Below are 12,852 nucleotides of genomic sequence, written 5' to 3' on the forward strand. Positions count from 1 at the left end.
GCACGCCTCTGACGAGGGACCGCGCCTGTGGACCGTCCCTGCGCGGCCCGCTCGCGGAACGACCCCGCCCGACGCCCGGACCGGCCGCCTCCGCCCCGTACCGAGGCGTCCCGCGCTCGGACCGGGCCTGCCTCAGGGCCTGCCGCCGGTCACGAACCGGTCGTCACCCCTCGGATCCGGCTCGGCCCCGCCCGACTCCGGATCGCCGAGATCGAGTCGCCAGTCGTTGCTGCGCAGCGGCGTGCCGGGCGGGTACTCGAAGTCGCACTCCCCGAGCAGCGAGAAGCCCGCCTTGCGGCACACCGCGTTCGACGGAAGGTTGTCGACGGACGGAAAGGCGTGCAGATGGCGGTGCTCGGACGCCGCGCGGGCCTCCTCGACGACGGCCAGCGTGGCCGCCGTCGCGATCCCGCGCCCCTGGAAGCCGGGAAGGACGCTCCAGCCCGTCTCCCAGACCTTCCCGCCGCGCCAGGACTTCTCCCAGAACCCGATCGAACCGACCGGCTCCCCGCCGTCAGTCAGCACCACGCGGTACATCCGCCCCGCCCCGGACCCGTCCGCGCTCAGGGCCACATAGCGCCGGTGCCGCTCGGTGAGCTTCGCCTCCGGCTCGGGTCCTCCGAGGTGCGCCGTCAACTCCGGCGCGTTGAGGGCCCGCAGCAGCTCGAAGTCGTCGTCCGACCAGGGCTCGATCCGCACAACCGGTGTCGCGTCGTCCATGTCCCGCACGGTACGCCACCGGACCGACAACGCCCGGAGCAGCGGCTCACCCGGGCGTCCTGGTCGCCGCGTACGCCGTGGGCGGCACACCGACCGTCGCGGTGAAGTCGCGTACGAGGTGGGCCTGGTCGCTGTAGCCCAGTTCCGCCGCGAGGGCCGCCCAGTCGGGCTCGGCGCCCCGGGAACGGGGGCCGGCTCCGTCCGCGCCCGGCTCGGCGGTGCGCCCGGCACCACCCGCGGCCCGGCTGTCCGCCTCCGCCCGCTCCAGGGCCTCGTGGATGCGGTAGCGCAGGACGACCCACTTGGGTCCGACGCCGACGTACGCGGCGAAGAGCCGTTGCAGGGTGCGCGGCGACACACCTTCCGCCGCGGCGAGTTGGGCGACCCTGCGGATCGTGCGGTCCGTACGCACCCGTTCCACCAGGGCCATCGCGTGGTCCGCCCGCGGATCGGGTTCCGGCCGCAGGGCGAGGAGGAAGGCGTCGAGGGCGGCCACCCGGGCGTCCTCCTCGTCGGGGACGACGACGGCCGCGACGTCCACCGGTGCCGGCCCGCCCGAGGGCCCGACGGAGGCCGCCGTGAAGACGTCCGCAGCGGCCACCCGGCGGCCCGTCCACGCCGACACCGGCCGTCCCGGCGCGAACGGGCGGAACCCGCCGGGCCGGAACTGCACACCGCAGACCCGCCCGCGCCCCTCCAGCTTCCGGGTGAAGAGGCCGGGACCGATGCCGGCGACCTCGCCCCACGGTTCCTCGTCCCCGTACCGCTGGAAGACGGCGTTCACCGACGGATGGGGGACGACGTGCGTGACGTACGGCTCGGGAAGGTCCCAGTCGACGAGCCAGTAGTGCTCCAGATAGGGGCGGAGGGGAGGGGCCGGCGTGCGGCGCCGGAACCGTACGCGTGCGAACAGCTCCGGCGCGTCCACGATCCCCCGGGTGTCGCGCCGCGGCTCCGGTGCCCCGGCCCCGCGCGCCCCGCCGGCGGGCCCCGGCCCGTCGAACCCTCCGGGCCCGCTCCTGGTCGCCATGCCCGGATCCTATGTCGCGTTTGTTCAAGACGCCCGGGCCCAGCGGTGCCACCGTTGCCGCATGAAGACCATCAGTGAACTGCTCGCCGCGACCACCGAGCGCGCGCTTCCCGTCGTGCGCGGGGTGACCGACGACGCGCTCACCGCACCGACCCCCTGCCCCGAGTACGACGTCCGCGCGCTGATCAACCACCTGTTCCAGGTCGTGGTCAACTTCCAGGCGCTGGCGGCCAAGCAGGACACCGACTTCTCCGAGACGCCCGACCGCACGGCGGAGCGGGACTGGCGGGAGAGCTTCGCCGACGAGACCGCGCGCCTGGCCAAGGCCTGGGCCGAGCCGGGGGCGGAGGAGGGGGCCACGGGTTCGCTGGGCCTCCCCGCGAGGACCGTGGGGCACATGGTGCTGGCCGATCTGACCGTGCACGTATGGGACCTGGCGCGTGCGACCGGTCAGGAGTACGCACCTGACCCCGGGGTGGTGGCGGAACTCGGCCCGGCGGTCGAGGAGATGGCGCCGCAGGCGCGTCGCTACGGGGCGTTCGGTGAGCCGGTCAGTGTTCCGGCGGACGCGTCACCGTTCGCGCGGGTGCTGGCCGTGACGGGCCGTGATCCGCGGTGGAGTCGGCGCTGACGGGGTCGGCGCTCGGCTCGGCACCGACGTCGGCGCCCGTGTCGCCGTTCGCGCCGGCGTCCGGGCCGGCGCAGGCGCCGTCGTACAGCCAGGCCAGCTTGGCGTAGGCCTCGTCGACGATCTCCTCCGCCGCGGTGAGCATGTCCCGCTCCGCGAGCCGGGCTCCGGCGTGCGCGCGGGGGTGCTCGTAGGCGTAGACGTAGGAGCACACGCCCGGATACAGGTGACGCGGTTGCACCGCACCGCGCCTGCGTCGTCGCCACCAGCTGTCGCACACCGCGTAGAGACCGCTCGCGAAGAGCGTCAGCGGGATGCACAGAGCCAGCAGGACGTCAGCCACGCCGGACCTCCTCGGGCTCGGGAAACTCGTGTCTCGTGTCAGGACCGTCACGGCACGTCGGAGCGACTCACGACGGGCGCAGTCCGGACATCGGCAGCCAGGGCGCCCGGCTGGAGTTAGTTCACCGTTCAAAAGGATGTCCGGCAACGGCGCGTACCCGGCCCGAAGGTGGCCGGGAACGCAGGGTCACCCCAGGACCCTCACCGGACTTTCGCCGTTCGGTTCCGCCGCCTGGCCCCGCGCCGGTGTCCCGCGCCAGGGGCGTGGCGTGGGGCACCTACCGCGGCCATCGGTCGGCACCGCTCCGGTCGCGTACGCGGGCACGCGCCCTCAGGCCGCCGGTCACGTTCGCGGACGCCGCTCGTCGGGCTTCCGCGCACCGCCCGTCATTTACAAGCGACTTCCCGTTCGAGAGGCTGGCCGGGGAAGCACCACCCCCTGTCCGTCCGGGAGTCCGCGTTGTCGATGATCCGCACCCTCGGTCGCGCGGTACGCCGCGCCTACCGTCGCACGGTCGACCTGAGCCATCCGGCCCGGTCGCCCCTCGGCAGCGCGGTCGTCAACTGCGTGGGCTACGCGGACGGAGTGCGGCAGGCCGGGAACTGCCCGGCCGCGGAGGCGCTGCGACGGGTCCGCAAGGAGAACGGCGCCGACCCCACGAGCAACAGCTTCGTCTGGCTCGGGCTGCACGAGCCCTCCCGCGAGGAGTTCGAGGAATTCGCCGAGTTGTTCGGGCTGCACCCGCTCACGGTCGAGGACGCCGTCGACGCGCACAGCAGGCCGAAGGTCGTGCCGTACGACGACACCCTGCTCGCGGTCTTCAAGACGGTCGGGTACGCCGAGCACGCCGAACTGACCTCCACCAGCCAGGTGGTGGAGACGGGCGAGATCACGGTGATCACCGGCCGGGACTTCGTGATCACCATCCGGTACGGACGGCACGGCTCGCTCGGCCCGCTCCGCGAGGCGCTCGAGACCGTTCCCGAACAGTTGGCCAAGGGCCCGTCATCGGTGCTGCACGCCGTGGCGGACTTCGTCGTGGACGAGTACCTCGCCGTCGCGGACGCCGTCCAGGACGACATCGACGCGGTCGAGTCGGCCGTCTTCTCGGGGCACGCGGGCCGCGGTGCCGCCGGCCGGGGCGAAGCGGGCCGGATCTACCAGCTCAAGCGGGAACTGCTGGAGTTCAAGCGGGCCATGTCCCCGCTCAGCCGCCCGCTGGCGGCCCTGGCCCACCAGCCCGCGTCGCTGATCGCACCGGAGACCAGGCCGTACTTCCGTGACGTCTCCGACCACCTGGCCAGGGCCGGTGAGCAGATCAACGGCTACGACGCGCTGCTGGACTCGATCCTCCAGGCGCACCTGGCCCAGATGACCGTCGCCCAGAACGAGGACATGCGCAAGATCACGGCGTGGGCGGCCATCGTCGCCGTGCCGACGATGGTCTGCGGGGCGTACGGGATGAACTTCGAGCACATGCCGTTGACCGGCTCGGTCTACGGCTATCCCCTCGTGATCGCGGTCATCGCCGTCGCCTGCTATGTGATCCACCGGGGCTTCCGCCGCAACGGCTGGCTCTGAGCCGCGCCGACCCGTCCCGCCGGGCCGGCGCCCCCGCCGGGGCCTCCACGGCCGCCGGTTCGGCGCCCCGGTCCCCGTCGGTCTCCCGGTCCTGCGCCGTTGACCTTGCTCAGGGCCAGACCAGGCAGTACGGCTGATGCCCCGCCTCGTGCAGACGATGGCTGAAATCCTGCCATTCGTGCAGCAGCTGGTAGACGTTGAACGCGTCCCGCGGGCCCCCGCGGTCCGGGACGGTGGACCAGATGAACGCGGCCGCGCCCACCGATTCCTCGCCGATGTCGCGGAGCGGGTCGACGACCGTCATCGGGAGTTTCACCACGGCGTAATCCGGGTGGAGGACCACGAGCTCGAGCGGGGGCACCTTGTGCAGCGGCATGCCCTGAATACCCGTGAGAACCATGGCGGCTATCGTCTCGGGTTTGATCTTGGTGAACATTCCGCCCATGCCGAGCTCGTCACCGCCCAGCTCCTCCGGACGCATGGAAATCGGCACTCGGGCGGCCGTCGCGCCGTCCGGCGCGCCGAAGTACTTGTAGGTCACCCCCATACCGCGGCCACCTCTGTTCTCCACGGGCTCGGGCGTACCCGCCTCGTGCCGCCGGTGCCGCCCACGCCGGGCAGGGTCGGGACCCAGGTCGTCAGTCCCCTCGCCCAGTCCGCCACCGCGATGCATATCTCCACCCGACTGCTTTTAGGACGCACGGCCCCCGCCGCGCAACCCGATCATCGTGACAGTGACCTCCCCCACGGACGTGTGGTGAAACACCTGTCCGCAAGAACGTCCCGTGCCTCTGACACCATGGATTCCGTGAGCTTTCCCTATGACGCCCCAGTTTCGCAGACGCTTTTCGACCGCGCGTCCCTCGTGACGCCCGGCGGCGTGAACTCTCCCGTCCGGGCCTTCCGCGCCGTGGGCGGTACACCCCGGTTCATGGTGTCCGGTACCGGCCCGTACCTGACCGACGCGGACGGCCGCGAGTACGTGGACCTCGTGTGCTCCTGGGGTCCGATGATCCTCGGCCACGCCCACCCCGAGGTCACCGCGGCCGTCCAGGAGGCCGTCGCACGCGGCACCTCGTTCGGCACGCCCGGTGAGGGCGAGGTCGCGCTCGCCGAGGAGATCGTGGCCAGGGTCACCCCGGTCGAGCAGGTGAGACTCGTCTCGTCCGGCACCGAGGCCACCATGTCGGCGATCCGGCTGGCGCGCGGGTTCACCGGGCGGGCCAAGGTGATCAAGTTCGCCGGCTGCTACCACGGGCACGTGGACGCGCTGCTGGCGGCGGCCGGCTCCGGCGTGGCCACCTTCGGGTTGCCGGACACCCCCGGTGTCACGGGAGCGCAGGCGGGGGACACGATCGTGCTGCCGTACAACGATCCGGACGCGGTCCGCGCGGCCTTCCGGGCGCACCCCGGCGAGATCGCCTGTGTGATCACGGAGGCGTCGCCGGGCAACATGGGCGTGGTGCCGCCGCTGCCCGGCTTCAACCAGAGCCTCAAGGACGCCTGTGCCGAGAACGGCGCGCTGTACATCTCCGACGAGGTCATGACCGGTTTCCGTACGTCGAAGGCCGGCTGGTACGGCGTCGACGGCGTCGTACCGGACCTGATGACCTTCGGGAAGGTCATGGGCGGCGGGTTCCCGGCCGCGGCGTTCGGCGGACGTGCCGACGTCATGGGGCACCTCGCCCCGGCCGGGCCGGTCTACCAGGCCGGCACCCTCTCCGGGAACCCGGTCGCGACCGCCGCGGGCCTCGCCCAGCTGCGGCTGCTGGACGACGCCGCGTACGAGAAGGTCGACGCGGTCTCCACGGTCGTGCGGGGCCTGGTCACGGACGCGCTGGCCAAGGAGGGCGTCGCACACCGGCTGCAGACGGCGAGCAACATGTTCTCGGTGTTCTTCACCGACGGCGAGGTCCGGGACTACGAGGACGCGAAGCGCCAGGAAGCCTTCCGCTTCAACGCCTTCTTCCACTCGATGCTCTCCCAAGGGGTCTACCTTCCGCCGTCCGCCTTCGAGTCCTGGTTCGTGTCGACCGCCCACGACGACGCGGCCGTCGAGCGGATCGCCGCCGCGCTGCCCGCCGCCGCCCGTGCCGCCGCGGAGGCCACGGCATGACCGGTACGGGGATCAATACGGAAAGGACCGTCGTCCATCTCATCCGGCACGGCGAAGTGGACAATCCGGACGGCGTTCTCTACGGGCGCCGTCCCGGCTACCACCTCTCCGAGCTGGGGCGCCGGATGGCCGACCGCGTCGCCGAGCACCTCGCCGACCGTGACGTGACCCACGTCGTGGCCTCCCCGCTGGAGCGGGCGCAGGAGACGGCCGCGCCGATCGCCAAGTCCCACGGTCTGACCCTGGACACGGACGAGCGGCTGATCGAGGCGGCGAACGTCTTCGAGGGCAAGACCTTCGGGGTCGGCGACGGCGCGCTGCGCAAGCCGGGCAACTGGCGGCACCTGACGAATCCGTTCCGGCCGTCCTGGGGCGAGCCGTACGTGGACCAGGTGGTGCGCATGATGGGCGCGCTGGGATCCGCCCGGGACGCCGCACGCGGCCACGAGGCGGTCCTGGTGAGTCACCAGCTGCCGATCTGGATCGTGCGCAGCTATGTGGAGCAGCGCCGGCTCTGGCACGACCCGCGCCGCCGGCAGTGCACGCTCGCGTCGCTGACAACCTTCACCTTCCAGGGCGACAGGATCGCCTCGGTGGCGTACTCGGAGCCCGCGCGCGATCTCGTTCCGGCGCACCTTCTCGCCGGCGCCAAACCGGTCAAGGGAAAGTCGAAGGCCTTTGGCGCATAGCCGTCTGGCTGTTCCGCACCCTCCGTGCTAGCCCCTGGAACCTTCGCGTACCGCATGCCATCTCACTCCATGGGAGTACGTACGGGGACGCGACAGGGAAACGGGGACGGTCGGCATGCGCAACATCACCCGAAGGAACCTGCTGGGAGCGGGACTCGGTGCCGCCGCAGCCCTCGGCGCCGCGGGCTGCGGCGTCGGTTCGGGCGGCGGCGGGAAGCCGGGGCGGAGCGGAAGTGACGCGGGCGGCGACGGCAAGCCGCCCGGCCCGGCGAAGAAGCCGGTCCGTCTCATAGGCGACGGCTCGACCGCCGACACGGGAGAGCAGCCGAATCAGCCCGAGACCCCGGTGCCGCTCGAACCGGGGCAGACCCCGCCGCAATTCGTGATCTTCTCCTGGGACGGCGCGGGTGAGGTCGGCAACGGCCTCTTCCCGCGTTTCCTGCAACTCGCCAAGGACCACGACGCGGCGATGACGTTCTTCCTCTCCGGGCTTTATCTGCTGCCCGAGTCCAAGAAGTCGCTCTACCGCCCGCCGAACAACCCGGCCGGCGCCTCCGACATCGGCTATCTCACCGACGCGCACATCAAGGACACCCTCACGTACGTCCGCCGGGCGTGGCTCGAAGGGCATGAGATAGGCACCCACTTCAACGGGCACTTCTGCGGCGGATCGGGTTCCGTCGGCAACTGGACGGCCGCCCAGTGGGAGAACGAGATCGACCAGGCTGTGTCCTTCGTCACGCAGTGGAAGAGCAACAGCGGCTGGACGGAACTCGATCCGCTCCCCTTCGACTACCGCAAGGAACTCGTGGGTGCCCGCACCCCCTGTCTGCTCGGCCAGGACAAACTCCTGCCGACCGCGAAGAAGCTGGGCTGGCGCTACGACGCGAGTTCCCCGGGCGGCCGTCAGAAGTGGCCCGAGAAGCGCGGCGGCCTCTGGGACCTGCCCCTGCAGGCCGTGCCCTTCCCCGGCCACTCCTTCGAGGTCCTCTCGATGGACTACAACATCCTCGCCAACCAGTCCGGGAATTCGACGAAGGGTGTTCCCGCGCGTTACCCGGGCTGGCGCAAGCAGGCCACCGAGGCCTATCTCAACGGATTCCGGCGGGCCTACGAGTCCAATCGTGCGCCGTTCTTCATCGGCAACCACTTCGAGCAGTGGAACGGCGGCATATACATGGACGCCGTCGAGGACGCACTGAAGTCGATGGCCGGGAAGAAGGACGTGCGACTGGTGTCGTTCCGGCAGTTCTGCGACTGGCTGGACGTGCAGGATCCGAAGATCCTCACCAGGCTCCGCACCCTCGAGGTCGGACAGTCCCCGGAGGGCGGCTGGAACGCCTTCCTGAAAACCGCCGCGTAGCCGCGCGGGGAAAGCGGCACGCGGATCCGGCGCGCCACGCTCCTTAACCACTCCTGACAAGGGGCGTTACGGGCAGCAAGGGGGGCGGCCAAGATCTCCTGAACCCTCATGCGAAACTTTTCACATGAGCCTTGTCCGTGCCCCTCGACGCACCCTGCTCGCCGCCGGCGCCCTCGCCGCCGCGCTCACGCTGTCGGCGTGCACCGGCGACTCCAACGGCAGGTCCGGCGGCGGCGGTGACACCAACTTCGTCACCGGCACGGGCGGGATCTCCACGGCCCCCGAGGGCAAGCGCATGGCGGCCCCCCTGCTGTCCGGCAAGGATCTGACGGGCAAGCCGCTCGATCTCGCCGACTACCGGGGCAAGGTCGTCGTGCTGAACCTGTGGGGCTCGTGGTGCGCGCCCTGCCGCGCCGAGGCGCCCTATCTGACCAGGATCGCCGAAGAGACCCGGAGCAAGGGCGTGGAGTTCGTCGGGATCAACACCCGCGACCCGCAGACCGGCCCGGCGCTCGCCTTCGAGAAGGACTACGAGGTCCCGTACCCGAGCTTCCACGACCCCATCGGCAAGCTGATCCTGAAGTTCCCCAAGGGCAGCCTCAATCCGCAGGCCATCCCGAGCACGATCGTCATCGACCGTGAAGGGAAGATCGCGGCCCGGGCGCTGACGGCACTCGACGACAAGCAGCTCCGCTCCATGATCGACCCCGTGCTCGCGGAGAAGTAGGGATGCAGAACGAGACGGTCATGAGCGGCGCGATGCTGCTCGCGCTCCCCGTCGCCGTCCTGGCGGGCCTGGTGTCCTTCTTCTCCCCCTGCGTCCTGCCGCTGGTCCCCGGCTACCTGTCCTACGTGACGGGTGTCACCGGCACCGATCTGGCGGAGGCCCGCAAGGGACGGATGGCCTCCGGGGCCGCGCTCTTCGTGCTCGGCTTCTCCGCCGTCTTCGTCTCCGGCGGGGCCCTCTTCGGCTTCTTCGGCTGGACCCTCCAGGAGCACCGCGAGGTCCTCACCACGGCCCTCGGCGTCCTCATGATCCTGATGGGCGTGTTCTTCATGGGCCTGATGCCCTTCCTCACCCAGCGCGAGTTCCGCTTCCACAAGCGGCCCGCGACGGGGCTCGTGGGGGCACCGTTCCTGGGCGCGCTGTTCGGCATCGGCTGGACCCCCTGCATCGGCCCGACCCTCGCCTCGGTGACGGCGCTCTCCGCACAGCAGGGCAGCGCCGGCCGGGGGGCGCTGCTGACCGCGGCGTACTGCCTCGGCCTCGGACTGCCGTTCGTGCTCGCGGCCGTCGCCTTCCGCAAGGCGCTCGGTGCGTTCGGCTGGGTCAAGCGGCACTATGCCTGGGTGATGCGGATCGGCGGCGGCATGATGATCGCGACCGGCGTACTGCTGCTCACAGGTGCGTGGGACATCCTCGTGCAGGAGATGCAGAGCTGGTCCAGTGGCTTCCAGGTGGGAATCTGATCGATGAGCGACACCGACACGACGACGGAGACCGACGCCTCGGGGGCCGGCCAGGAGGCCGCCGACCTCGGCAGGGCGGGTGAGCAGCTGTCCACCGCCCCCCAGGAGCGGGCCGTGCCCGGCTCGTTCGGCGGACGGCGCGCCCCGGGTCTCGCCGGCGCGCTCTACTGGGGCTTCCGCGAGACGACCGGCTGGATCCGCTGGTTCTGGCGCCAGCTGACCTCCATGCGCGTGGCGCTGATCCTGCTCTTCCTGCTCTCGCTGGGCGCGATCCCCGGTTCCCTCATCCCGCAGAACAGCGTGGACGAGGTGAAGGTCCGCACCTGGAAGACGAACAACGAGTTCTGGACGCCGGTCTTCGAGAAGCTCCAGCTCTTCGACGTCTACAGCTCGGTGTGGTTCTCCGCGATCTACATCCTGCTGTTCGTCTCGCTGATCGGCTGCATCGTCCCGAGGACCTGGCAGTTCGTCGGCCAGCTCCGCGGCCGCCCGCCGGGTGCGCCCAAGCGCCTCACCCGGCTGCCCGTGTACGCGACGTGGCGTACCGAGGCCGGGCCCGAGGCGGTCCGCGAGGCCGCGCTCGCACTGCTGCGGAAGCGGCGGTTCCGGGCCCATGTCGCCGGGGACGCGGTGGCCTCCGAGAAGGGCTACCTCCGCGAGGTCGGCAATCTCCTCTTCCACGTCGCCCTGATCGTGATGCTCGTGGCCTTCGCCGTCGGGCAGCTCTTCAAGTCCGAGGGCGGCAAGCTGATCGTCGAGGGTGACGGCTTCGCGAACACCCTCACGCAGTACGACGACTTCAAGTCCGGTTCGATGTTCGACATCGAGAACCTGGCGCCGTTCAGCTTCACCCTGGACCAGTTCACGGGCACGTACGAGCCCAGCGGCCCCCAGAAGGGCACGGCCCGCACCTACGAGGCCGCGGTCACCTACGCGGAGGGCGCCGAGGGCAAGGACCGGAAGGCCGTGATCCGGGTCAACGAGCCGCTCGAGATCGACGGCTCCAAGGTCTATCTGCTCGCCCACGGCTACGCGCCCGTCGTCACCGTCCGCGACGGCAAGGGCCAGGTCGTCCACAGGGCCGCCGTGCCGCTGCTGCCGATCGACAACAACGTCAGCTCCACCGGCGTGATCAAGGTGATGGACGGCTACCGCAACAAGGACGGCAAGAAGGAACAGCTGGGCTTCCCGGCGTTCTTCGTCCCCACCTACGCGGGCAAGGGCCACGGCCAGATGTTCTCCCAGTTCCCGGCCCTGGTCTTCCCGGCGCTCAACCTCAGCGCGTACCACGGCAGTCTCGGCGTCGACTCCGGCGTCCCGCAGAACGTGTACCAGCTGGACACGCGCAAGATGAAGCCCTTCAAGGACGCCAAGGGCGAGGTGTTCAAGCAGACCCTGCTGCCCGGCGAGACGATGAAGCTCCCCGGCGGCGCCGGCTCGATCACCTTCGAGAAGGAGATCAAGGAGTGGGCGAGCTTCCAGGTCTCCCAGCAGCCGGGCAACGGACTCGCCCTCGCCGGTGCCGTCGCCGCGATCACCGGGCTCGTCGGCTCCCTGTTCATCCAGCGCCGCCGCGTCTGGGTGCGTGCCGTGCGCGGGGAGGACGGCGTGACCGTCGTCGAGATGGCGGGGCTGGGCCGGAGCGAGTCCGCCGGGCTCCCCGAGGAGCTGGCCGAACTGGCCGCATCGCTCAACGCCAAGGCGCCCACCGCGCCGGATCCCGAACCGTCCGAAGCTGTTCCTGCCGAAGGGGCTGAGAAGTGAATCTCGCCGCCGCCAACAACGAGAGCCTCGCCGAGTTCAGCAACGTGCTGATCTACTCGGCCATGGCCGTGTACACCCTGGCCTTCCTCGCGCACATCGCCGAGTGGACGTTCGGCAGCCGCAGCAAGGTCGGCCGTACCGCCGCCGCCCTCACGGCGAACGGCAAGGCCGCCGCTCCGAAGATCCAGGTCGCCCGCAAGGGCGGCGGCACCGCCGTGCTGGACCGCCCCGAGGTCGTCACCCGGTCGTCGGCCGGTGCCCGGGACGTGCCCGACGGCCCCGGCGCGGCCGGCGGCGACCAGCAGGGCGACATGTACGGCCGGATCGCGGTCTCGCTGACCGCCCTCGCCTTCCTGATCGAGGCCGCCGGCGTCGTCACCCGCGCCGTCTCGGTGCAGCGCGCCCCCTGGGGCAACATGTACGAGTTCTCCACCACCTTCTCCACGGTGGCGGTCGGCGCGTACCTCGGTTTCCTCCTCGCCAGGAAGAACGTGCGCTGGATCGGTCTGCCGCTGGTCACCACGGTCCTGCTGGACCTGGGCATCGCGGTCACCTGGCTCTACACGGAGAGCGACCAGCTCGTCCCGGCCCTGCACTCGTACTGGCTGTGGATCCACGTCTCCACCGCGATCTTCTGCGGCGCGGTCTTCTACCTGGGCGCGGTCGCCACCCTGCTGTACCTCTTCCGGGACTCCTACGAGAACAAGCTCGCCGACGGCGGCGACCCCGGCTCCTTCGCCCGCTCGGTGCTGGAGCGGCTGCCGGCCGCGGCGTCCCTGGACAAGTTCGCGTACCGCATCAACGCCGCGATCTTCCCGCTGTGGACGTTCACGATCATCGCCGGCGCGATCTGGGCGGGCGACGCCTGGGGCCGCTACTGGGGCTGGGACGCCAAGGAGGTCTGGTCCTTCATCACCTGGGTGGCGTACGCCGCGTACCTGCACGCCCGCGCCACCGCCGGCTGGAAGGGCCGCAAGGCCGCGTACATCGCGCTGGTCGCCTTCGCCTGCTTCCTCTTCAACTACTACGGCGTCAACCTCTTCGTGAACAGCCTCCACGGCTACGCGGGCGTCTGAGCCGCCCGCCGCTGCCGGGACGTCCCACGGGGCGTCCCGGCAGGCCCCGACTGGCCGAGACACGGTAGCGGC

Annotated in this window: 13 protein-coding genes; 9 read left to right on the forward strand and 4 right to left on the reverse strand. The window is 70.9% G+C overall.

What is annotated here, in order from left to right; genetic code table 11:
• Positions 1-132 precede the first annotated feature (132 nt).
• Together QRN89_RS20030 and QRN89_RS20035 are read right to left on the reverse strand one after the other, a co-directional pair.
• The gene (locus QRN89_RS20030; RefSeq protein WP_290350780.1) at positions 133-720 is read right to left on the reverse strand and encodes a GNAT family N-acetyltransferase; all 588 of its coding nucleotides are present in this window, start codon (positions 718-720) and stop codon (positions 133-135) included.
• Positions 721-766: 46 nt separating this feature from the next.
• Entirely contained in the window at positions 767-1,750 is a 984-nt protein-coding gene (locus QRN89_RS20035) for a helix-turn-helix domain-containing protein (RefSeq protein ID WP_290350781.1), read from the reverse strand.
• Positions 1,751-1,811: 61 nt separating this feature from the next.
• Between QRN89_RS20035 and QRN89_RS20040 the strand changes: the two genes are divergently transcribed.
• Positions 1,812-2,381, forward strand: a complete 570-nt coding sequence (locus QRN89_RS20040; protein ID WP_290350782.1) for a TIGR03086 family metal-binding protein — start codon at positions 1,812-1,814, stop codon at positions 2,379-2,381.
• Here the strand turns inward: QRN89_RS20040 and QRN89_RS20045 are convergent.
• On the reverse strand, positions 2,302-2,721 hold the full coding sequence (locus QRN89_RS20045) for a hypothetical protein (protein WP_290350783.1): 420 nt from the start codon (positions 2,719-2,721) through the stop codon (positions 2,302-2,304). The two genes, QRN89_RS20040 and QRN89_RS20045, sit on opposite strands and share 80 nt — an antisense overlap.
• 465 nt (positions 2,722-3,186) lie before the next feature.
• Between QRN89_RS20045 and QRN89_RS20050 the strand changes: the two genes are divergently transcribed.
• Positions 3,187-4,302, forward strand: a complete 1,116-nt coding sequence (locus tag QRN89_RS20050) for a magnesium and cobalt transport protein CorA (protein ID WP_290350784.1) — start codon at positions 3,187-3,189, stop codon at positions 4,300-4,302.
• A 109-nt stretch (positions 4,303-4,411) separates the two neighbouring features.
• Here the strand turns inward: QRN89_RS20050 and QRN89_RS20055 are convergent, their stop codons facing one another.
• The gene (locus QRN89_RS20055; RefSeq protein ID WP_290350785.1) at positions 4,412-4,975 is read right to left on the reverse strand and encodes a hypothetical protein; all 564 of its coding nucleotides are present in this window, start codon (positions 4,973-4,975) and stop codon (positions 4,412-4,414) included.
• 126 nt (positions 4,976-5,101) lie between these two features.
• On the opposite strand from QRN89_RS20055, the gene hemL reads away from it, so the two are divergent.
• From hemL to ccsB, 7 genes are all read left to right on the forward strand, one after another.
• Positions 5,102-6,418: a glutamate-1-semialdehyde 2,1-aminomutase gene (hemL, locus tag QRN89_RS20060; RefSeq protein WP_290350786.1), complete on the forward strand. Its 1,317-nt coding sequence runs from the start codon at positions 5,102-5,104 to the stop codon at positions 6,416-6,418.
• Entirely contained in the window at positions 6,415-7,107 is a 693-nt protein-coding gene (locus QRN89_RS20065) for a histidine phosphatase family protein (protein ID WP_290350787.1), read from the forward strand. The genes hemL and QRN89_RS20065 overlap by 4 nt, the downstream gene beginning before the upstream one ends.
• A 115-nt stretch (positions 7,108-7,222) precedes the next feature.
• Complete coding sequence (locus QRN89_RS20070; RefSeq protein WP_290350788.1) at positions 7,223-8,470, forward strand: polysaccharide deacetylase family protein; 1,248 nt, start codon at positions 7,223-7,225, stop codon at positions 8,468-8,470.
• Between the two features lie 124 nt (positions 8,471-8,594).
• A complete protein-coding gene (locus tag QRN89_RS20075; RefSeq protein ID WP_290350789.1) occupies positions 8,595-9,197 on the forward strand; it encodes a TlpA family protein disulfide reductase in 603 nt (200 codons plus the stop codon).
• A 2-nt stretch (positions 9,198-9,199) separates the two neighbouring features.
• Positions 9,200-9,940 carry a cytochrome c biogenesis CcdA family protein gene (locus QRN89_RS20080; RefSeq protein ID WP_290350790.1) on the forward strand — a complete coding sequence of 247 codons (741 nt, stop codon included), beginning with the start codon at positions 9,200-9,202 and terminating at the stop codon, positions 9,938-9,940.
• A gap of 3 nt (positions 9,941-9,943) precedes the next feature.
• Positions 9,944-11,704 (forward strand): cytochrome c biogenesis protein ResB, encoded by a 1,761-nt coding sequence (gene resB / locus QRN89_RS20085; RefSeq protein WP_290350791.1) that lies wholly within the window; start codon positions 9,944-9,946, stop codon positions 11,702-11,704.
• Complete coding sequence (gene ccsB / locus QRN89_RS20090; RefSeq protein ID WP_290350792.1) at positions 11,701-12,780, forward strand: c-type cytochrome biogenesis protein CcsB; 1,080 nt, start codon at positions 11,701-11,703, stop codon at positions 12,778-12,780. Before resB ends, ccsB begins: the two co-directional genes overlap by 4 nt.
• Positions 12,781-12,852: the final 72 nt, after the last annotated feature.

This window comes from Streptomyces sp. HUAS CB01 (genome assembly GCF_030406905.1).
Lineage (GTDB): Bacteria > Actinomycetota > Actinomycetes > Streptomycetales > Streptomycetaceae > Streptomyces > Streptomyces chengbuensis.